At 70.6% G+C, this 19,073-nt stretch carries 19 protein-coding genes; 6 read left to right on the forward strand and 13 right to left on the reverse strand.

Annotated elements, in window-relative coordinates; all coding sequences use genetic code 11:
• On the reverse strand, nt 1–829 hold an 829-nt coding region (locus AOK03_RS10490), incomplete at its 3' end, for a LysR family transcriptional regulator (protein ID WP_055564956.1).
• Nucleotides 830–987: 158 nt separating this feature from the next.
• Here AOK03_RS10490 and AOK03_RS10495 point away from each other — a divergent pair.
• Nucleotides 988–1,536: a sugar O-acetyltransferase gene (locus tag AOK03_RS10495; RefSeq protein ID WP_055564912.1), complete on the forward strand. Its 549-nt coding sequence runs from the start codon at nt 988–990 to the stop codon at nt 1,534–1,536.
• Nucleotides 1,537–1,578: 42 nt separating this feature from the next.
• Here AOK03_RS10495 and AOK03_RS10500 read toward each other — a convergent pair whose 3' ends face one another.
• Nucleotides 1,579–2,463 (reverse strand): sigma-70 family RNA polymerase sigma factor, encoded by an 885-nt coding sequence (locus AOK03_RS10500; RefSeq protein ID WP_055564913.1) that lies wholly within the window; start codon nt 2,461–2,463, stop codon nt 1,579–1,581.
• 82 nt (nt 2,464–2,545) lie between these two features.
• Here AOK03_RS10500 and AOK03_RS10505 point away from each other — a divergent pair, with 82 nt between their 5' ends.
• Nucleotides 2,546–2,995 carry a carboxymuconolactone decarboxylase family protein gene (locus AOK03_RS10505; protein WP_055564914.1) on the forward strand — a complete coding sequence of 150 codons (450 nt, stop codon included), beginning with the start codon at nt 2,546–2,548 and terminating at the stop codon, nt 2,993–2,995.
• Nucleotides 2,996–3,116: 121 nt separating this feature from the next.
• Here AOK03_RS10505 and AOK03_RS10510 read toward each other — a convergent pair whose 3' ends face one another.
• Nucleotides 3,117–3,773 carry a TetR/AcrR family transcriptional regulator gene (locus AOK03_RS10510; protein WP_055564915.1) on the reverse strand — a complete coding sequence of 219 codons (657 nt, stop codon included), beginning with the start codon at nt 3,771–3,773 and terminating at the stop codon, nt 3,117–3,119.
• Nucleotides 3,774–3,872: 99 nt separating this feature from the next.
• Here AOK03_RS10510 and AOK03_RS10515 point away from each other — a divergent pair, with 99 nt between their 5' ends.
• Nucleotides 3,873–5,273 (forward strand): MFS transporter, encoded by a 1,401-nt coding sequence (locus tag AOK03_RS10515; protein WP_055564916.1) that lies wholly within the window; start codon nt 3,873–3,875, stop codon nt 5,271–5,273.
• Complete coding sequence (locus tag AOK03_RS10520) at nt 5,270–6,514, forward strand: FAD-dependent monooxygenase (RefSeq protein WP_055564917.1); 1,245 nt, start codon at nt 5,270–5,272, stop codon at nt 6,512–6,514. Before AOK03_RS10515 ends, AOK03_RS10520 begins: the two co-directional genes overlap by 4 nt.
• Here AOK03_RS10520 and AOK03_RS10525 read toward each other — a convergent pair.
• Nucleotides 6,486–7,481 carry a fatty acid desaturase family protein gene (locus tag AOK03_RS10525; protein ID WP_055564918.1) on the reverse strand — a complete coding sequence of 332 codons (996 nt, stop codon included), beginning with the start codon at nt 7,479–7,481 and terminating at the stop codon, nt 6,486–6,488. The two genes, AOK03_RS10520 and AOK03_RS10525, sit on opposite strands and share 29 nt — an antisense overlap.
• A 275-nt stretch (nt 7,482–7,756) precedes the next feature.
• On the opposite strand from AOK03_RS10525, the gene AOK03_RS10530 reads away from it, so the two are divergent.
• Nucleotides 7,757–8,134 carry an ectoine synthase gene (locus AOK03_RS10530; RefSeq protein WP_055564957.1) on the forward strand — a complete coding sequence of 126 codons (378 nt, stop codon included), beginning with the start codon at nt 7,757–7,759 and terminating at the stop codon, nt 8,132–8,134.
• A gap of 153 nt (nt 8,135–8,287) precedes the next feature.
• Nucleotides 8,288–9,631, forward strand: a complete 1,344-nt coding sequence (locus tag AOK03_RS10535) for an ATP-grasp domain-containing protein (RefSeq protein WP_055564919.1) — start codon at nt 8,288–8,290, stop codon at nt 9,629–9,631.
• 73 nt (nt 9,632–9,704) lie between these two features.
• On the opposite strand, the gene AOK03_RS10540 is transcribed toward AOK03_RS10535, so the two are convergent.
• The 9 genes from AOK03_RS10540 to AOK03_RS10580 form a co-directional block, all read right to left on the reverse strand.
• Entirely contained in the window at nt 9,705–10,046 is a 342-nt protein-coding gene (locus tag AOK03_RS10540) for an acyl carrier protein (protein ID WP_055564920.1), read from the reverse strand.
• Nucleotides 10,047–10,129: 83 nt separating this feature from the next.
• Nucleotides 10,130–11,176 carry an alcohol dehydrogenase family protein gene (locus AOK03_RS10545; RefSeq protein ID WP_055564921.1) on the reverse strand — a complete coding sequence of 349 codons (1,047 nt, stop codon included), beginning with the start codon at nt 11,174–11,176 and terminating at the stop codon, nt 10,130–10,132.
• Nucleotides 11,173–12,501: a condensation domain-containing protein gene (locus AOK03_RS10550; protein WP_157868911.1), complete on the reverse strand. Its 1,329-nt coding sequence runs from the start codon at nt 12,499–12,501 to the stop codon at nt 11,173–11,175. Before AOK03_RS10550 ends, AOK03_RS10545 begins: the two co-directional genes overlap by 4 nt.
• On the reverse strand, nt 12,498–13,304 hold the full coding sequence (locus AOK03_RS10555; protein WP_055564923.1) for a class I SAM-dependent methyltransferase: 807 nt from the start codon (nt 13,302–13,304) through the stop codon (nt 12,498–12,500). The genes AOK03_RS10550 and AOK03_RS10555 overlap by 4 nt, the downstream gene beginning before the upstream one ends.
• Before the next feature lie 11 nt (nt 13,305–13,315).
• Nucleotides 13,316–14,218 carry an amidohydrolase family protein gene (locus AOK03_RS10560; RefSeq protein ID WP_157868912.1) on the reverse strand — a complete coding sequence of 301 codons (903 nt, stop codon included), beginning with the start codon at nt 14,216–14,218 and terminating at the stop codon, nt 13,316–13,318.
• Nucleotides 14,215–16,104 carry a beta-galactosidase trimerization domain-containing protein gene (locus AOK03_RS10565; protein WP_055564925.1) on the reverse strand — a complete coding sequence of 630 codons (1,890 nt, stop codon included), beginning with the start codon at nt 16,102–16,104 and terminating at the stop codon, nt 14,215–14,217. Before AOK03_RS10565 ends, AOK03_RS10560 begins: the two co-directional genes overlap by 4 nt.
• The gene (locus AOK03_RS10570) at nt 16,086–17,237 is read right to left on the reverse strand and encodes a DegT/DnrJ/EryC1/StrS family aminotransferase (protein ID WP_055564926.1); all 1,152 of its coding nucleotides are present in this window, start codon (nt 17,235–17,237) and stop codon (nt 16,086–16,088) included. The genes AOK03_RS10565 and AOK03_RS10570 overlap by 19 nt, the downstream gene beginning before the upstream one ends.
• On the reverse strand, nt 17,234–17,998 hold the full coding sequence (locus AOK03_RS10575) for a sugar phosphate nucleotidyltransferase (RefSeq protein WP_079074620.1): 765 nt from the start codon (nt 17,996–17,998) through the stop codon (nt 17,234–17,236). Before AOK03_RS10575 ends, AOK03_RS10570 begins: the two co-directional genes overlap by 4 nt.
• Nucleotides 17,995–19,068, reverse strand: a complete 1,074-nt coding sequence (locus AOK03_RS10580) for a glycosyltransferase family 4 protein (RefSeq protein ID WP_157868913.1) — start codon at nt 19,066–19,068, stop codon at nt 17,995–17,997. Before AOK03_RS10580 ends, AOK03_RS10575 begins: the two co-directional genes overlap by 4 nt.
• Between the last annotated feature and the right edge of the window lie 5 nt (nt 19,069–19,073).

Genomic DNA, 19,073 nt, shown 5'->3' on the forward strand with positions numbered 1-19,073 from the left:
CGGACCGCCAGATCAAGGAGTGGGGGTAGACCGGGGTCGGGTCCTTGAAGGGGATGCGGCGCAGGTCGTGGCCGACGGGCCAGACCAGGGGGGTCTGTTCGCTGACGAAGGTGGCCAGCGTCGTGGAGTTGGCGATGGTGTCGAGCAGCGGCTCGATGCCGAAGTCCGGGCCGACCGGGTCGATGGTGCAGCCGAAGGTGGCGGCCAACTCGTCGTAGTAGGCGGCCCACTCGGTGCCCGGCATGTTGCCGGGCATCCAGATCCGGTGGCCGGCGAGCTGGGCGGGGCGGATCACCGGGGCGTCGGCGAACGCGTGGCCCGGTCCGGTGAACAGGTGCAGCGGTTCGTCGAAGACGGGAGTGGCTTCGACGCCGCGAGGGAGCCGACGGCCCGGCATCGTCACGGCGCGGAAGGTCGCGTCGATGATTCCGTCCCGGACGGCGGCGAGGGCCGTGTCGGAGTCGAACAGCGTCACGACGTCCAGTTCGGTCTCCGGGTGTGCGCGGTGGAATCCGCGCAGCAGACCGGCCAGGGAGAGCTGGCGGCCGATCACGTCGACGCGCAGCGCCCGGTGTCCTGGCCGCACGGAGGCGACGGCCCGTTCGGCGGCGTGGAGGAAGGCGCGGGCGTGGGGCAGGAACGCCTGGCCGTCGATGGTCGGCCGCGCTCCGCGGGCGTCCCGGGTGAAGAGCTGGACGCCGAGTTCCTTTTCCAGCGCGGCGACGCGCTTGGACACCGCCTGCGGAGTGACCGACAGGTCGGCGGCGGCGTCCTGGAACTGCCCCGCCTCCACGACGGCGACGAAGGTGCGCACGGCGATGACATCCATGGCGCCCACCCTATGCAGACAACCAGACGTTGTTCTTCCTCGCCCTCATTGTTGTTTGATCCCTGCACAGGCGGATCGGTTTGATGAATCGGGCCAACTCCTGGTTGGCCGACCGTCACATCCGAAGGGGCTCGGTGCCCCCGTCGCGAGGAACAGTCATGCCTGATCAGAACCGCCTCTATATCGACACTCCCGAGTGGGCCCGCGTAGCCGAGCGGATCGAGCACGTCACCGCCCTGACATCACGGCTCAATGTCCTGCCGTTCGATGACAGGGGGGCGCGTGCGGCCCTGCTGGCCGAAATCTTCGGCAAGCCGGTTCCGGACTCCGTGACCGTCTATCCGCCCTTCTATACGGACCACGGGTTCGGCACCGAATTCGGCGAGCGCGTCTTCGTCAATCAGAGCTGCACCTTCTACGACCAGGGCGGCATTCGGCTGGGCGACGGCGTGCTCATCGGCCCGAAGGTCAACCTCATCTCGTCCGACCACCCGGTCCGGGCGTCGGAGCGGAGCGCGTACATCACGCGGGCGCCCGTCACCATCGGAGCCCACGCATGGCTCGGTGCCGCGGTGACGGTTCTGCCCGGCGTCACCATCGGTGAAGGTGCCGTCGTCGGCTCCGGCGCCGTGGTCACCAAGGACGTTCCTCCGCACACCCTGATGACCGGGACCGCGGCGTTCGAGCGCAAGAGCTGGGAGGACTGAGGAGCGCTGGGGAGCACTCAGGCGGACTGATCCGGGAGCGGCTCACGCCGGTTCGGGCAGGTCCATCCGCCCGAGTCCGGCGGGGTCGGTGACGATCCTGATGTCGGTGATCCGGCCGTCGACGACGGTGAACGCCAGGAGCGCGGCCGGGGCGCCGTCCTCGCTCCAGGTGATGAATCCCGGGAGGCCGTTGACGCGTACGCTCCGCCCCAGCGCGGACGCGGCGGCGGAGGCGGAAAGCCGCGCACCGGCCGCGACCTTGGTGGCGCCGAGGGCGACGACCGTGCCGGTGGGCGTGTCGGCGGTCAGTTTCACCTCGGGGTCGAGCACCCGCAGCAACTCCTCGAAGTCGCCGCGCCGGGCCGCCGCCAGGAAGGCCCGCACCACGTCGCGTTGCTCCCGTCCGGCACCGGTCGGCCGCTCGATCAGCTGCACCTTCCTGCGGGCGCGGCTGGCCAGCATCTTGGCGGCGGCCGTGGACTTGCCGAGGATCCGGCCGATCTCCTCGAACGGCACCGCGAACAGGTCGTGCAGCACGAACGCCAGCCGCTCGCTCGGCCCCAGCGACTCCAGGACGACGAACAGCGCGGCCCCGACCGAGTCGGCGAGCACCGCGTCGTCCTCGGGTGCCGGACCGTCGTCGAGCGTCACGACGAACTCGGACAGGCCGTCGTCGTACGACGCCTCCGGACGGGACTGGCGCGAGCGCAGGACGTCGAGGCTGATCCGTCCGACCACCGTGGTCAGCCAGCCGGCGAGGTTGTGGATGCTCGCCGCGTCCTGGCGGGAGAGCCGCAACCAGGCCTCCTGGACCACGTCTTCGGCATCGGCGTGCGATCCGAGCATGCGGTGGGCGACGGCTCGCAGCCGGTCCCGCTGGGCCTCGAACGCCTCGGTGACCGGGTCTGCCTGGCGGGTGTCGGACATGTCGTTACCTTCCTCGGGACTGCTCCGTCATGGGGATGACGGGCCCGGAGGGGCACAGGTAACCGATGAAGGAGCACCACCGATGGAAGCACGCCTGAACAGCGCGCCGAACCCCGATGTGACCACCGCGGTCCAGCACCTCTACAAGGCGATTCACGCCGGGGGCGTCGACCCGCGCCTGCTGGCGCTCGTTCACCTGCGCACCAGCCAGATCAACGGCTGCAGCCCGTGTGTCTTCGCCTCGGCCGAAGGGGCGCGCAGGGCCGGGGAGAGCGAGGAACGGCTGCACAACGTGGTCGCGTGGCGCGAAGCGCCGTTCTACACCCAGGCGGAGCGGGCGGCGCTCGCCCTTGCCGAGGCCGCCACCCGGGTCCAGGACGGAGCGCCGGGCGTGACCGACGAGATATGGGCCGCGGCCGCCGAGCACTTCGGCGAGGAGCAGTTGGGTGCGATCGTCCTGGAGGGCGCACTGACCAACTTCTTCAACCGGATCAACCGCGCGGTGCGGGAGCAGGCCGGGAAGGCCTGGTGAGCCGGGCGTGAGGCGAGGTGGATCCGGCTGACGGACCGGATCCGACCGACGGCACGGCACACCGGCGGCGGTGAGGGGGTTTCCTTACCGCCGCCGGTGTTCTCCGTATGCCCTACATGCCTTACGCGGCTCGGTACGCCCGGAGGAAGGTCCGCACGCCCTCGACGACGAGCGGCCTGACCCGGGCGTCCTCCGTGGCGTTCGCGGAGCCGAGCCGGTCCAGCGCGACGCCGAAGGTCAGCGCGATGAACTGGTCGGCCGCGAGCCGGGAGTCGGGGACGTGCAGCAGGCCCGCCTCGGCGAGGGCGGCGAACCGCTCGCCGAGCGCCTCGTCGGGGGTGTCGGCCATCGTGTTGTAGCCGCGGTGCGGCAGGTTGCCGGATTCCGCGCGGACCAGTCGCTGCAGCGTCGCGTACTCCGCCGAGCCGAGCATGTCGGTCGAGATGCGCATCGAGAACGCGACCAGGGCGTCTTCGAGGTCGGCGAGCCCGGTGAGGCCGCCGAGGTCGGTCAGGGTGTCGTCCAACGTGCGCCGGATCGTCGTGATCATCGACTGGCCGATGTCGTCGACGACCGATTGCAGCAGCGTCTGCTTGTCGCCGAAGTAGTCGTAGACCGTCCGCTTGGAGACCTGCGCCCGGGCGGCGACCGCATCGACGCTGGATCGGTCGAAGCCGTCGGCGAGGAACAGCTCCCTGGCCGCCGAGAGGATCGCGGCCCGCTTCTGCGTGGACCCCTCGCGCAGTGTCTTCGTGGTCGGCGTCTTCGTGGTCGGCATGGCCGTATCTTAGCCACCTCCTTTCCTACACTGCACGGTGTAGTGTAGTAATGGTGGTCACGTGATGGAACGGACCGGCAACGAACGGAAAGGACATCCATGACCACAACGACCCTGGCTCCCCCGAACCGCATCGGGAAGGCCGCTGTCGGGGCCCTCGGCATGCTGGCCGTCGCCACCGGCGCCCTGGAGTCGGTGGTGACACCGACGCTCCCGCTCCTCCAGCGCGAACTGGACATGAGCCCCGCAGAAGGGGCGTTACTCAGCATCGTGCTCCTCATCACCGGCGCACTCGTCACACCGGTCGCCGGCAAGTTCGGCGACCGCCACGGCGGAAAACGGGTGCTGATCCGGCTGATGACAGTGGTCTGCGTCGGCGGCCTGGTGTCCGCGCTGGCGCCGAACCTGCCGGTGCTGCTGCTCGGTCAGATACTCCAGGGGGCGATGGTGGGCGCGCTGCCGCTGTCGTTCATCCTGGTGCGCGAACACCTCCCACCGGGCGAGTCGAAGGTGGCCATCGGTGTGGTCAGCGGCTTGTTCGTGGCGGGCGGGATGGCGGGCACGCTGTCGGCAGGGCCCGTGGCCGAAGGACTGTCCCGGCACTGGATGTTCGCGCTGCCGACGATTGCGGCGATCTGCGCCACCGTGCTGGTGAACAGGCTGATGCCGCGGGACCAGCCGCGCCGGCCGGACGACTCGGGGGTCGACTGGCCCGGCCTGCTCCTGCTGAGCGGGACGCTCGTCACGCTCATGCTCGTGCTGGCACTGGCGCCCGACATCGCCTCGCAGCCCTTCGTGCTCGGCGCCCTCGTCGTGGTGCTCGCCGCCTTCGCGACGGGCTGGACGGCCGTCGAGCGCCGCGCGGCCTCGCCGATGGTCGATCTGCGCATGCTGGCACGGCCCGCGGTGTGGAAGTCGTGCGTGCTGACGTTCGTGATCTGCGCCGGAACCTCGGTGCCGGTCTATCTCCTCCCCCAGCTGTTCGCGGTCCCCTCCGACGAGTACGGCTTCGGGGCGAGCGCCACCGCGATCGGCTTCTTCCTGCTGCCCGGCACCGTGGCCGCGTCGCTGGCCGGTCCGCTCAGCGGGCTCGGAGCGCGGCGCTACGGCTCGCGTGCCGTCGTGACCACCGGGATCGTGCTCATGGTCACCGCCCTGATCGCCCTGGCGGCCGCGCACAGCGAGATCTGGCACCTCGTCATCGGCAAGGTGCTGGTCGCGCTGGCCAACGGCCTCTGCGTCACGGCCATGGTGACCCGCACCGCCACCTCCGTCGACCACGGCGACACCGGCATCGCCACGAGCCTGGTCCTGGTGACGCGCGTGCTCGGCTTCGCCGTCGGCGTGCAGGTCAGCGGCGCGATCCTCACCGCGGGCACCCCTTCCGGGTCGGACGTCCCCGCCGAATCGTCCTTCGTCATCGGCTTCGCCGCAGCCGCCGTCGTCACGGCGCTCGCCCTGCTTGTCACCCGCACCATGAGCAAAGGAGTCAAGGAATGACCAGCGTCCGCACCGAACTGCCGAGCGTCGTCCGCACCTCACCGAGGCGCACGGCCCTGATATCCGGGGCCAGCATCGCGGGCCCCGCCCTCGCCTACTGGCTGAACCGCTACGGGTACGCGGTCACGGTGGTCGAGAAGGCGAGCGCGCTCCGCGGCGGCGGCTACCCGATCGACGTACGCGGCACGGCACTTGAGGTCGTCCGCAGGATGGGGATCCTCCCGCGGCTGCGGGAGGCGCACATCGAACTGCGCCGCCTGACCTTCCTCGAAGGCGACGGCAGCGAGGTGGCCTCGGTCGACCCGCACAGCCTCACCGGCGGTGCCGCGGGACGGGACCTGGAGGTGCGGCGCGGGGACCTGACCGATGCCCTCTACTCGGCGGTCCGCGACGACGTCGAGTTCCTCTTCGACGACTCCATCGACACCTTCGAGCAGACCGGCCACGGGGTCGACGTCACCTTCCGCGGGGGCAGCAGACGTACGTTCGACATGGTGTTCGGCGCGGACGGCATACATTCGCGCACCCGGGAGTTCCTGTTCGGCCCCGAGGAACAGTTCCACCGCTACCTCGGCTACTGCTTCGCCGGATTCACCATGCGCAACTCCTTCGGGCTCTCCCACGAGGTCACCATGTGGAACACCCCGGGCAGGGCCGCGGCGCTCTACGCCACCGGGGACAACGCCGAAGTGCACGCCTTCCTGAACTTCGCCCACCCGGAGCCGCCGTTCGACGCGTTCCGGAACCCGCAGGCCCAACGCGAGCTCGTCGCCTCGGTCTTCGCCGACGCGGGGTGGGAGGTCCCGGGCATGCTCGCGGCCCTGCGCGACGCGGACGACCTGTTCTTCGACGCGGTCAGCCAGATCCGCATGCCCCGCTGGTCCAGCGGCAGGGTCGCGCTGGTCGGCGATGCCGCGTACGCACCCTCGTTCCTGACCGGACAGGGCTCCAGCCTCGCGCTCGTCGGCGCGTACATGCTCGCCGGTTCCCTGGCCGACCGGGACCACACCGCGGGCTTCGCCGCCTACGAACACGACACCCGGGACTTCGTGACCGAGAATCAGGATCAGGTCGGCGAGGGCGATGCCGCGCTCTTCCCCACGACCGCCCGGGCCCTGGAACAGCGCAACGCCATGCTGCGCGAACTCAGCGTCATGCCGGCCGCGCGGGAACGACCGGCCCATTCGGCGCTGACCCTGCCCGAATTCGACGTCATTCGGCCTTCCGCAGCGGGTAGATGAAGCTCGTCGCCCGGCCCTCCTGGAGCACAAAGGCCTCGTCCTGCTCCTTGGCCCGGCCGCTGACGATGTCGGACAGCATCCGGATGTGGAAGCGGATGTACGAGGTCTCGGTGCAGGCGAGGTGCTCACGGACCTGCTTCGACACCTCGTGCAGATTCCAGGCCGGGACCCCGGGGTAGAGGTGGTGCTCGGCGTGGTAGTTCGTGTTCCAGTTGAGGAAGCTGAACCACTTGCTCTTCGTGTAGACCGAATTCGTGTTACGCCAAGGGTTGTCGCTCCGCTCCGCGTAGTAGTGCTCGGGCATGATGGAGAAGTTGTTGAGGACCCAGGCGATGCAGGCCGGCATGATGTATACGGTGAGCATCACCATCGGCCAGAGAACGGTCAGGGTGATTACCGCGGCGATCCACGCGAAAAGGATCCAGGTGTCGCGGCGGATCGCGGCGCGGGCCCGGTCGGTCGTGACGAAGTAGGGGTACCTGTTCCCCAGCGAGGCCGCCGACATTCGCAGGAACCCGATGAAATAGTCCCAGTTGATCATCGCCGTTGCGTATTCCCGCAGATTGGTGATGATGCCGTCGGGTTCGGGGTCTTCCGCGGTATGGGTGTTCCGGTGATGGTGCATGTGGAACACCCGGTACAGCGCGCTGTTGACCAGAATGAACGTACCGGAGATTTGGCCGGCGACCCGGTTCCCTCGATGGGTGTTCATAAAGGTGCCGTGCGAGGCGCAGTGCAGGAGGTTGTGCAGTGAGGCGATCACGACGGCGGCCAGCACCCAGCCGATGCCGATGGCCCACCAGGTGTCGACGACCAGGGCCGCGGTCACAGGGATCGCGTAGAGCACGGCGTGCGTCGCGGAGCGGCGCAGGGCCTGCCCGCTGGAACGGCGGGTCAGCTTGCGCAGTTCGGCCGAGGAGAAGAGGTCGTTGCGGTCGAGCCGGACGTTCTCCTGTGACTGTGTCATTCCTGAACTCCAAGAGTCTCGAAACAGCGCAAAGGGAGCCTGCACGGCCCCACTCGCAAGCTACAGATTTCGATGCTGAAACAACACCCCTCTCCGGGACACCGGCTAAGGGTGCACTTACCGGGGGCGACACTTACCGGGGCGGCACTCACCGGGGCGGCCTGCCGGGCATAGCCAGGTGGGCATACCCGTACTTCCCGTGGAATACCGATGCACCATTCCATAGACTCGATACCCGACCCTGACGGAAATACTGACCCATGGGCAGGTGTACCTTGCTGGTTCGCGCAGTTGAAGATGTCGTGGGAAGCGAATGCGACGTGGACTGGGGTAACGGGACGAGCCGAAGGCTGCTCGTTCAGGCCGACGCATTGGGTTTCAGCCTGACCGAGACGTATGTGCAGCCCGGCAGCGAGTCGTACCTGCGGTACGACAACCACCAAGAGGTCTGCTACTGCGTGTCCGGCGCCGGTTCGGTGGAGACGGCGGACGGCTTGTTCGACATCAAGCCGGGGATGCTGTACGCCCCGGGCATGGGCGAACCGCACGTGCTCCGCTCGGAGCACGGCATGACGCTGATGTGTGTCTTCACACCGGCGTTGAACGGCCCGGAAAAGCATCTGCTCACGCCTGGTGTGCATTCGAGCTACTAGGAGCGCCGACAGGCGGTGACGCGTCGGGCGTCGACGGGGAAACGTGCTCCGGCACGATTACTGCCTCGCGGCGCCCTTCTCCTCCGTCCGACGGCACACCCCCGAACTCCGGTTGGTCGAGCCTCTGTTTGCGAACAGGGAAGGCAGGAGAGCATGCCCGACACCATTGACCTGGTGATCCCGAACATCGTCGAGTTCAACCTGAAACGCGAACTGCTGGACTTCGACCCGGGTGTGGAACACGACCTGGTCGAGCACGGCACGGGGTTCACCGATCAGTGTGTCTTCTGGAGCGCCGCCCCTCGCGTGCTCGTGCTCCCGGCCGGCTACTCCCAGGAGTGGCTGGCCCACGTCCACGCCGGGCTCGGCGGCCCCGTCCCACCCGTCGTGTCGCCGGTCCCGCGCACCGGGCGCCTGGTCCACGACCTGCTGGGCGACGACCGGGCGCTCGCCGCGCTGTCGGCCGCGACCAGCGGTGCGCGGGAGGTGCGGTTCGTTTCCTTCGGGGCCTCGCCCGACCTCTACTCGTTGGCCGCCGTGCTCCGCAGTCAGGGCCGGGACGTGCGGTTGGACGTCGCCGAACCGGAGCACTACTGGTCGTGCGAGTACCTCGAATCGAAGCTGAGTTGCGTCGACCTCGCCTCGCACGTACCCGGCTTCCGCGTGCCCCGGGGCATCTCGGTCACCAGTTGGGAACAGCTCAAGGGCGCGGTCACGGCGATCGTGGACGGCGGCGGCCGGGCCGTGGTCAAGAGCATGTACGGGGTCGGCGGGTACGGCTCGGCCGTCGCGCAGAGCGAGGCCGACGGAACCGTCCGACGGTTCTGGCAGACCCTGCGGCGCGAGCCCTTCTTCGGTACGTTCCCGCTCACCGTGCAGGACTACATCGAGCACGGCACCGACTGTCCGGCCGTGGACGTCCTCGTCGACGACGGCGCGGAGCCCCGCATGGAACACAGCATGCTCGGCGTCGACGGGCTGCGGTACCGCAGCCTCGCCCTCGGCCCCGGGGTCCTCGACCCCGACCTCGAGGGCCGGCTCTCCGCACTGGGCAGGGCAGTTCACTCGTTCGCCCGGTCCCTCGGCTACCGGGGCTGGATGACGATCGACTGCCTCCGTGCCCTGGACGGGGAGCTCTACGTCACCGAGATCAACGCCCGGCGCTCCGGCGCCATGCACGCGGTCGCCCTCGCGGAGCGGTGGGCCGACGAGCTCCCGATCGCCTACACCCATGACGCGCTGCCGCTGCGGCTCACGGGCAAGGCGTCGTACACGGCGCACATCCGCCCGGTCTTCGACGAGCTGTGGGCACGCGGCGTCCGTGCCTACCCGTCGACCGTCCGCGCGCTCACCGGGCACCGGCCCTCCCTGGGCATCGTCGTGTGCGCCAAGAGTGCGGAGGACGGCGAGCGCATCGCCAAGGAGGCACACCGGGCCGTCAACGCCGCCGTCGCCGGAGCCGATGCCGCCCTCACGAAGGCGGCCGTGACGGGGTGACCAAGGGGGCCGAGGGCCCGAAAAGGGCGCCTGGCCGGGGCAGATGCTCCGGCCAGGCGCCCTTTTCCGCTGCTTACGCGTGAGCGGAGTCGGCCGCGCTCGGGGCGCCGCACCCCTTCTCCGCGAGGAACTCCGCCTGGGTCATGGGCGTGGCGTTCTCGAAGAGGCGGTTGAGGAGCTCTCCCTCCCACTCCACCGCTTCGACCTCGTCGACCCGGTACTCGGCCAGGATCCTGCCGATGGCCTGGAGGGCGAGCAGCGAGTATCCGCCCATCTCGAAGAAGTCGCTGCGGTGGACGTCCACGGAATCGGGGCTCACCTCCAGCACTTCCGCCCAGATCCTGCTCACGACCTCCGCCGCCGCTGCCGCGTCGCCCGGCTGGTCCGGGAGTTGAGCGGCCAGATTGTCCGTCACGGTTCCTCCATGTGCATCGATGTGCGGCTGATCGCCGGGGACAGGAATGTGCAGCTCTGTTGCGGTGCGGGGTGGCGGTGTCGTCAAGGGATCAGCACCACCTTGCTGGCCTCGCCGGAGTCGAAGAGGCGGAACCCCTCCGCGGCCTCGGACAGGGGCATCCGGTGCGAGATGAGGAAGGTGGGGTCCACGCGGCCACCTCGCAGCAGGTTCATCAACGGCTCGAAGTCGCTGATGGGGTCGCCGACCGCGAAGCGCAGCGTGACCTCCTTGGCGAACGCGAGCCGCGTCGGCATGGGCATGGTCTCGGAGGCGTGGGCGCCCACGGCGCACACCACCCCGCGCGGCCGTACGAGGTTCAGCGCGGTCAGGAGCGAGGCGTCGGTGCCCACGGCTTCCAGGACGGCGTCCACCCCGCGCCCCTCGGTCAGGTCGGCGACCTGCTGTGCCACGTCGGGCGCTGCGGGCACCGGGCATGCGCCTCGCTCCGCGGCCAGTTCGCGACGGCTCTCCAGCGGGTCGACGGCGAGCACCCGGGCGGCGCCGAGCAGCCAGGCGGCCTCCAGGGCCAGCAGGCCGACGGGCCCGCAGCCGACCACCGCCACCGTGTCCCCGGGACGCACCCCGGCGCCCACGGCGCAGGCGTACCCCGTGGCGAGGACGTCGCCGACGAACAGGGCCCGCTCGTCGCCGACGTCGTCGGGGATCGGGAACAGCACCGTGTCGGCGAACGGCACCCGCACGTACTCGGCGTGTCCACCGGCGTAGGCCTGCGTGCCCACGACGGTCGCGTAGCCGAACAGGCCCACCCGGTCGCACTGGTAGTGCCAGCCCCGGCGACAGGACCGGCAGTGTCCGCACGCGATGATGTCCGAGGCGACGACCCGGTCACCGGCGCCGAGACCGCGCACCTCGGGCCCGACCTCCTCGACGACACCGGTGAACTCGTGGCCGGTGACCGTGCCGACCCCGAACCCGTCGATCTCGCCGCGGTACGGGTGGAGGTCGGTGCCGCAGATCGCGCTGCGCACGACCCGGACGACGGCGTCCCGCGGTTCCTCGATACGGGGCATGGCGATGTCGTCCGCGACCGCCGCCCGTCGTGCGCCGTGCCATTGCAGGGCTCTCATCCGTCCTCCAGTTCGCGACAGCCGGCCTCGAGCTCTTCGTGCAGGTCGTCGAGCAGGCGTGCGGCGGCCGTGTCGTCGTACACGCCGGGGTCGTGGACCAACAGGACGCGCAACGCGCCCGCGTCCTCGTAGAAGCCGATGTCCAAGGGGTACGGCGAGAAGGGGTCGTGGTTGATCAGGGTCGTTTCGAGGCCTTCGAGGGCGGGCGGCACCTCCGGCGTGGTCTGGAAGGAGACGCATACGCCGATCGCGGGACGGAACCCGGGCGCCCACAGCCCGAGGTCGTGGGCGAGGCGCTCGAAGGGCAGGTTCCGGTGGGTGTACACCTCGATGAGGTTCCGGCGGACCTGGCGCAGGAGGTCGCGGAAGTCCGCGTCGACGGGCACCCGGGTCCGCACGGGCAGCAGGTTCACGAAGAGCCCGACGGCCTTCTCGAAATCGGCTTGGGTGCGGAATCCGCCGCGGGTGCCGACGAGGATGTCGTCGGTGTCGACGTGGCGGCGCAGCAGGCGCTTGGCGGCGGTGAGCAGCACCATGAACAAGGAGGCGCGCTCGCTGCGGGCGGCCGCCCGCAGCCGGTCGCCGAGGGGTTGGGGGACAGCCATCCACCGGGTCCGCGGAAGCTGTTCGGAGGGCGTCGGCGCGGGAGAGGCCAGGGCGAGGGGCGGCAGCACGGTCGCGTTCGCCAGCTTCTCCTTCCAGTGGGTGAGTTGTTCCGGGTAGACGGGGCCGGTGAGCCAGTCGTTCTGGCGGCGCACGAAGTCCCGGTACTGGGCGGGCGGGGGCGGCAGGGGCGAGGGCCGCCCGTGCAGGTATGCGGTGTAGAGCTGCTCCAGTTCCCGCAGGATCACCGACCACCAGGACCAGGCGTCGGAGACCAGGTGGTGCAGGCTGATGCGCACGATGTGCTCGCGCGGCCCGAGCCTGATCAGCACCCCGCGCACCACGGGCCCGTGGACCAGGTCGAAGGGGCGCCGCAGGTCCTCCGCGAGGAGCCGGGCGGCCGCCGCCTCGCGTTCCGCCTCGGGCAGTGCCGTCAGGTCGGTCAGGGGCAGCGGCACCTCGGCCCGCGGGGACACGCGCTGCACGGGCAGTCCCGCCACGACGGGGAAACGGGTGCGCAGTGCCTCGTGACGGCCGACGACCTCCTCGACGCTCGCCCGCAGGGCCGCCGCGTCGAGCTCTCCGACGAGGCGGAAGGTCACGGGGTCGGAGTGCCGTGGGTGACCGGAGCGCCGCTCCAGGAACCACAGGCCCTGCTGGGCGTACGACAGGGGGATGTCGCCGCCGGGGCCGGATGGGAACTCCCCTCTCCCATCAGTCACTTGACGCCCCAGGTGAAGAGCCACCGCCGGGGCACCCCGCTCAGCTCCAGTCGCTCGAAGGTGGCCCGCAGGCCCCGGACCAGTGCGTCGGCGCCCAGGGCGAGGTCGTTGATCCCGGTGGCGCCCTCCACGAACACCGAGTACGCGCAGAGGGCCTCCCAGTCCTGGAGTGTCCACGTGTACACGGCCTCCTCGGACTTGGTCTGGCAGAACCCCGCCTGGGTGAACAGCTCTTCGTGCTGGAGCGGTGTGAGCGTCTGGAGGGCGACCGGCTTCTCGCGTACGAGGACGAGGTCCGTGCCCTGTTCCCTGAGGGCGTCGCGGGTGGCGCGCAGCCAGTGGGTGTAGAAGGGCCGGGTCTCGGGGAGAACAGCGCCCTCGTAGAACAGGGTGTTCAGGGCGCAGCGCCCGCCGGGTGCGAGCAGCCGGTGGCAGCCGTCGATCACGGAACCGCGTTCGGCGGCCGGGATCTGGTGCATCACGTTGCTCAGGACGGCGACGTCCACCGGACCGGTCAGGGTCTCGACGTCCTGTGCGCGCCCCCGCACGAAGCGCACCTTGGGGTCGCTCAACCGACGCCGTGCGATGGCTAGTTCGTGCTCCGAGGGGTCGATGCCGATGATGGCGCCCACGTGCGCGGAGCGTTCCAGGAGCAGTTCGGTGGCGAGGCCCGAGCCGCAGCCGACATCGGCGACGACGCCGCCGTCCGGGGCCTCGCAGATGTCGACCAGACGCTGCGTCACGTCGCCGTACAGGGGACGCCGCGACATGGCGTCGAACTCGTATCCGTGGACGAAGGTCATGGCACCTCAAGTCATCGGTTCGGTCGGGGAGCCGGCGCGGCGTGGGGTGCGGCGGAGGCGAGCAGCCGCGCCGCTGTGCCTCCCATGAGGGCCTCGTACTCACGCGGCGACAGCGGTTCGCTGCCGCCCGGCCACGGCCCGGGGTCCCGGGCCAGTTCGGCCATGCGGGTCACGGACCCGGTCATGGTGGCGAAGGGGAAGTCGGTGCCCCACAGGAGCCGGTCGAGGACGCCGCTGCCGCGGGCGTGGGCCAGGGCCTCGGCCACGGTCGGGAGCGGCTGGTAGGAGCCGAAGATGGACAGGTCCGCGTACAGGTTGGCGTGCCGGGCGAGGAGTTCGACGCACGGTCTGGTCCACGGGGTGCCGAGGTGGGCGAGGATCACGGTCAGGTCGGGGAAGTCCCTGGCCACCTGCTCCACGAGGAGCGGGGAGAAGAACCGGGGATCCGCCTGGCGCGAGGGCGTGTACCCGGTGTGGATGAGTACGGGGATGCCCAGGTCCGACGCGGTCTCGTACACGTCGTACCACTGGCGGTCGGCGGGTGACATGCGCAGATAGCAGGGGGCCGTCTTCAGTCCGCGCAGGCCCAGGTCGGTCACGGCCTCGCGCAGACGCCCGGCCGCGCCGGGGGTGCCCGCGTCGACGGAGGCGAAGCCGGTCAGGCGGTCGGGGTGGCGGGCGCACAGGTCGGCGACGAACTCGTTCGGCACCGAGAACCCCTCGACGCGGCGCACGTCGAAGGCGAGCAGGAAGACACGGTCGACACCGGCGGCGTCCATCTCGGCGAGCAGTTTCGCCTCGGGCGCGGAGAGGTCCTCGGGCGCCAGGTCGGTGGTGGCCGTCATCTGCTGGGCGAAGCGGGCCGAGTAGTGGCGGTAGTACTCCCCCGCGTGCACATGGGCATCAATGATCACGGCCGCCACTCCGAACCGTCCGCGTCCCAGAACAGCAGGCGCACCCCCTTGGGCTCCAGCCGCAGCAGCTTCTCGGTCTCCGGGGCACCGTCCGGTGTCCGGCGCCGCAGCACCGCGTCCACGGGTTCGGGCGCGTGGTTGATCACCACACCGCAGCGTGCGTCGCCGCGCCCGAGGACGGTGGTCTCCACCGACGGGTCGTCCGCGGTCAGCGACACCTGTACGCCCGCCTCTTCGGCGACCGCCTCGTACAGCCGGTGCCAGTCGGCCTCCTGCAGCCGGTAGGGCGCGTTGAGCTGCGCTTCCAGGGGCGCGTTGAGGTAGTAGACGCTCCCCTCGCCCAGCCGGTGGCGGGTCAGGGCGGGCGAGCCGTCGGCGAACGCGGCCAGCGTCTCGGCGCCCGCCGCGTCGATCACCGGGATCGGGCCGTCCTCCCAGCGCAGCGGGAAGCGCACGCCTGCCCAGGTGAACCCGTCGTGGGTGTCCTCGGCCCGGGTGAAGTCCCGCACGCGGATGCCGAACAGTTCCTCGTCACCGGCGGCGTCGAGCAGGCTGCCGGTGGAGTACAGCAGCACTCCCCCGGACCTGACGTACCGCGCCAGGCGGTGGCGGTCGGGCAGCGACAGCTGACGCGCCGATGGGCAGACCACCAGCGCGTGCCGTTCCAGTTCCGCGTCGCGGCCCATGAACTCGTACGGCAGGTGGGCCTGTTGGAGGAGCAGATGGGCATAGAAGGGGGCGGGCGCGTCACTCCCCGTGGGCGCGAGGTATCCGGCCTCGTCCTGCGGCTCGGTCTCGGGGAGGAAGACGCCGACCGGGGCGGGCAGCGGCCTGAACCCGGCCAGGTCGCCGGTCACGAGCTCGGTGAACGCCCGGTACTCGGTCAGGGCGTCCTTCTCCCTGCCGTCCTCGGCCAGCAGACCGACGCGCCGTTCGTTGGGTCGCAGGGCGTAGGGCTTGCGCTCGGTGGTGAAGTCCTGCCAGCACCAGACCGCGGTGCCGACCGCACCGGCCGCGAAGGCGGAGTGGGCGGCGGCCCGCAGATACCGCGCGGCCGTGGTCTCGTCGCAGCCGTAGCTGCCCAACTCGTCGACGTACACCGGACGGTGGGCGCTCCCGCGCCGCACGAGGTAGGGCACGAAGGCCGTGGCCTTGCGGGCCGCGACGGACTCGATGTGGAACGGCGTCCACACCGGGAATCCGTGCAGTCCCACCATGTCGAGGTGGTCGGCGTTCTCCGGGCGGAAGGCATGGCCGCCGAGCACCGCGGAGGGCTCGTTGGCCTGGAGGACCAGCGCGTCCGGGTCGGCGTCGCGCACGGCCGTCGCGAGCATCCCCCACCACGCCCGCACCTCTTCGGCGTCGAGGGTGGCGGACGACCTGGAGTCGACGTGGATCACCTCGTCGCCCAGGTCGTAGGCGAGGATGTTCGGCTCGTTCCGCAGCTCGGCGGCGATGTGCTGGACGAAGGCCCGCTGCCGCTCGCGCAGGTCCGCGTCGCGCCACAGGTCCCTGCCGTCGCGCCACGGCAGGTCGAACCGCTGGCCGTTCATCCATATCGTCAACAGCGAGGGCAGGCACAGCAGTCCGTGCCGGTCGGCGGTCCGGGCCAGCTCCTGCAGCCGGTCGGTCGCCGTCGGGTCGTAGACACCTTCCTTGGGTTCGAAGTCGGCCCAGAAGACGAAGAACCGCACGGTGTTCAGGCCCGCCTCGGCCATCCGGCGGAAGTCGTCGTCGATGCGGGCGCCGTCCCACTCCCGCCAGTAGTCGCACCCCGTCGGCGAGGGGTGGTAGTTGACGCCGACGCTGACGAAGGGCTGCCCGTCGCGGAACAGGGCCCCGTCGGCGAAGGTGACGCGGCCGCCGCTCACGGTGTCCTCGGCCATGCGGCGCTCACCGCCTCGGCGACCTGCTGGACCTCGTCCTTGCCGATGCCCGGGTGCAGCGGCAGGGAGAGCTGGCGTGCCATGACGTCCTCGGTGACGGGCAGCCGGCACTCCCCTCCCCCGGCGCGCTCCTGGTAGGCGGTGAACAGATGGGTGGGCGGATAGTGCACACCGCTCTGGATCCGGGCCGCGCGCAGCCGGTCCTGCAGCTCCTCGCGGTCGGTACCCTCGGGCAGCACGACCGCGAACAGGTGGTGGGCGCTCTCCTCCACCGGCCGGTCGGCGTACGGCACGGTGATCCCGGGCAGCGGAGCCAGCTGCTCGCGGTACATCCGGACCGCGTCCTGTCGGCGGAGCTGTCCGGCGGGCAGGGCATCGAGCTGGACGCGCCCGAGGGCGCAGCCGATCTCGGTGGGCCGGTAGTTGAGGCCGAGGGTGTCGACGTCGTACAGGGAGGGCCCGCCGCGGTGGCGCTGCTGGGCGCTGACGGTCAGGGCGTGGGAGCGCAGCCGCCGGATGCGGTCGGCCACGGCGGGGTCGCGGGCGACGACCATGCCGCCCTCGCCCATGGCCAGGTTCTTCGTGGCGAAGAAGCTGAAGCAGCCGATGTCGCCGACCGTGCCCAGCATTCCGTGGGCCGAGTCGGTGACGGGGGCGTGGGCGCAGTCCTCGATGAGGGCGAGACCGTGGTCGCGGGCCAGCCGGGCGAGGGCCGTCAGGTCGGCCGAGTATCCGCCGTAGTGCATGACGACGATCGCCCGGGTGCGCGGGGTGATCCTGCGCGCGGCGTCCTCGGGGTCGAGGCACAGGTCGTGCGGGCCCTTGATGTCGGCGAACACCGGGGTGGCGCCGGACAGGGCGACGCAGGCGGCGGCCGAGACGAAGTTCAGCGAGGGCAGCACGACCTCGTCGCCAGGGCCGAGGCCCAGGCTCAGGACGGCCAGGTGCAGGGCGGCGGTGCCGCTGCTGACGGCGACCGCGGACCCGACGCCGAGCGCGGCCGCGTACTTGCCCTCGAAGTCCTCGGTGACGGGCCCGGACGACAGCCATCCGGAGCGCAGGACCTGGGTGACCGCCTCGATCTCGGCCCGGCCGATCTGCGGGCGGTACAGCGCGATGTCGAAGGCCGTCATCCGGAGCCCACCTCCTGGAACGCGCCGGTGCCCGCGCCCAGTTCGGCGGCGGCGCGACGGCCCAGGTAGCGGACCCGGTCGGCGCGGAAGGCCGCGGTGGCCCGGTTCAGTTGCTCGGGCGTGCCGATGTCGTGCCAGTCGCCCTCGATGACATGGCCCTCGATGCGCTCGCCCTCGTCCCTGGCGCGGTCCAGCAGGGCGGGCATGTCGTCCCGGCCCCGGGTCGGCAGCAGCCGCCGCAGGGTGGGTTCGAGCACGTAGATGCCTCCGCTGACGAGGAAGCTCAGCCGGGGCTTCTCGCGGAAGTCGGTCACCCGGTGGTCCTCGTCGAGTTCCACCACTCCGTGCGCGATGTCGATGTGCTGGCGGCTGAGCGCGACGGTGGCGGCGGCCTCCGACTTCTTGTGCCGGGTGATCAGGTCGGCGAAGTCGATGTCGGTGAGCAGGTCCGCGTTCATCACGAGGGTGGAGTCCTCGAAGGGCGGCAGCAGCGCGAGCGGTCCCGCCGTGCCCAGCGGCTCCTCCTCCAGGAAGAAGTCGAGTTCCAGGTCGGCCCAGCGGTTGCCGCCGAAGCTCGCCTCGATCATGTGGGCCTGGTGGCCGAGCGAGAGCGACACATGGGTGAAGCCGGCACTCTGCAACTGCGTCAGGATGATGTGCAGGATCGGTATGCCGTCGATGGGTACGAGGGGTTTGGGGATGGTCAGGGTGTGCGGCCGCAACCGACGGCCCACACCTCCGGCCAGTACCACTGCTCTCATCGGGCCTTCTCCGTTTGCTTCCGGGCGGCGATCAGCGTGTGGTAGACGGTGTGGACCCGGTCGGCGACCGCGTCCCAGCCGAGTTCACGGCGCACCTTGTCGTGGCCGCGCTCTCCCATGGCACGGCGTTCGGACGGATCGGCGAGGAGCCGGTTGACCGCCTCGGCGACGGTCGGGGCGGTGGGGCGGACGAGCAGGCCGTCGCGTCCGTGGGCGACGATCTCCCCGCTGCCGAGGAAGGTGGACGCGACGACGGGTTTGCGGCAGGCCCACGCCTCCACGTACACGAGGGGGAAGAGGTCGACGGTGGAGGGCACGCACAGCAACTCGCAGGCGGCGAGGGCGCTGTGCTTGACGTCCTCGTCGACCATGCCGAGCTCGATGACGCGGCGGTCGGCGTGCCGGGCGAACTGTTCCGCGCAGTCGTCGTCCCAGCGGGGCCCCAGGAACACGAAGGTCGCGTCCGGGTGTTCCCGCCAGATCTGCTCGGTGGCCTCCAGGAGCGTCACGTAGCCCTTGGACCGCATCTTGCGCCCCAGGAAGAGCACCACAGGCCCTTCGATGCCGTTCTCGCGGCGGAACCGGTCGGGATCGGGGGTTCCCGGCAGATGCGGTCCCTGGCCGATGATGTGCAGTCGCCGTCCGTCGACACCGGCGTCGCGGAGCATGTCGCGCTCCGCCACGGACAGGGCGAAGACGGCGTCCGCGTGCCGGCATCCGTCGAGTACGGTCTCGCGGTCCGGCCAGACGTCGGGGGCGGACGCGGGGGTGACCGCGAACGGCACGCCCCAGGCGCGGGCGAAGTCCAGCCCGGTGGCGATGTCCTGCGGGTGGCAGGCGTCGATGGCGTGGACGAGGTCGGCCCGGTCGGTGTCGTCGGGCGTGGCGGGCAGCGGCTGGATGCTCACGCCCGCGCTCCGCATGAACGTCGCGGTGTCCTCGTCGACCGGGTTCGAGTACACCCCGGCCTCCCAGCCGAGCCTGCTCATCGCCGCGGCGAGGTACTGCGTCATCAGTTCGGCCCCGGCACGGGCCGGGAAGTAGCCGCGGTGGACGTACCGTACGCGCACGCCGC

This window comes from Streptomyces atriruber (assembly GCF_001418325.1).
Taxonomy (GTDB): Bacteria; Actinomycetota; Actinomycetes; order Streptomycetales; family Streptomycetaceae; genus Streptomyces; species Streptomyces atriruber.

Bases quoted from the DNA above. Each gene is read 5' to 3' on its own strand.
- AOK03_RS10500 (WP_055564913.1), bottom strand. From the start codon at position 2,463: ATGTCCGACACCCGCCAGGCAGACCCGGTCACCGAGGCGTTCGAGGCC.
- AOK03_RS10505 (WP_055564914.1), top strand. From the start codon at position 2,546: ATGGAAGCACGCCTGAACAGCGCGCCGAACCCCGATGTGACCACCGCG.
- AOK03_RS10570 (WP_055564926.1), bottom strand. From the start codon at position 17,237: ATGACGGCCTTCGACATCGCGCTGTACCGCCCGCAGATCGGCCGGGCC.
- AOK03_RS10515 (WP_055564916.1), top strand. From the start codon at position 3,873: ATGACCACAACGACCCTGGCTCCCCCGAACCGCATCGGGAAGGCCGCT.
- AOK03_RS10535 (WP_055564919.1), top strand. From the start codon at position 8,288: ATGCCCGACACCATTGACCTGGTGATCCCGAACATCGTCGAGTTCAAC.
- AOK03_RS10555 (WP_055564923.1), bottom strand. From the start codon at position 13,304: ATGACCTTCGTCCACGGATACGAGTTCGACGCCATGTCGCGGCGTCCC.
- AOK03_RS10495 (WP_055564912.1), top strand. From the start codon at position 988: ATGCCTGATCAGAACCGCCTCTATATCGACACTCCCGAGTGGGCCCGC.
- AOK03_RS10575 (WP_079074620.1), bottom strand. From the start codon at position 17,998: ATGAGAGCAGTGGTACTGGCCGGAGGTGTGGGCCGTCGGTTGCGGCCG.
- AOK03_RS10565 (WP_055564925.1), bottom strand. From the start codon at position 16,104: ATGGCCGAGGACACCGTGAGCGGCGGCCGCGTCACCTTCGCCGACGGG.
- AOK03_RS10520 (WP_055564917.1), top strand. From the start codon at position 5,270: ATGACCAGCGTCCGCACCGAACTGCCGAGCGTCGTCCGCACCTCACCG.
- AOK03_RS10525 (WP_055564918.1), bottom strand. From the start codon at position 7,481: ATGACACAGTCACAGGAGAACGTCCGGCTCGACCGCAACGACCTCTTC.
- AOK03_RS10510 (WP_055564915.1), bottom strand. From the start codon at position 3,773: ATGCCGACCACGAAGACGCCGACCACGAAGACACTGCGCGAGGGGTCC.
- AOK03_RS10545 (WP_055564921.1), bottom strand. From the start codon at position 11,176: ATGAGAGCCCTGCAATGGCACGGCGCACGACGGGCGGCGGTCGCGGAC.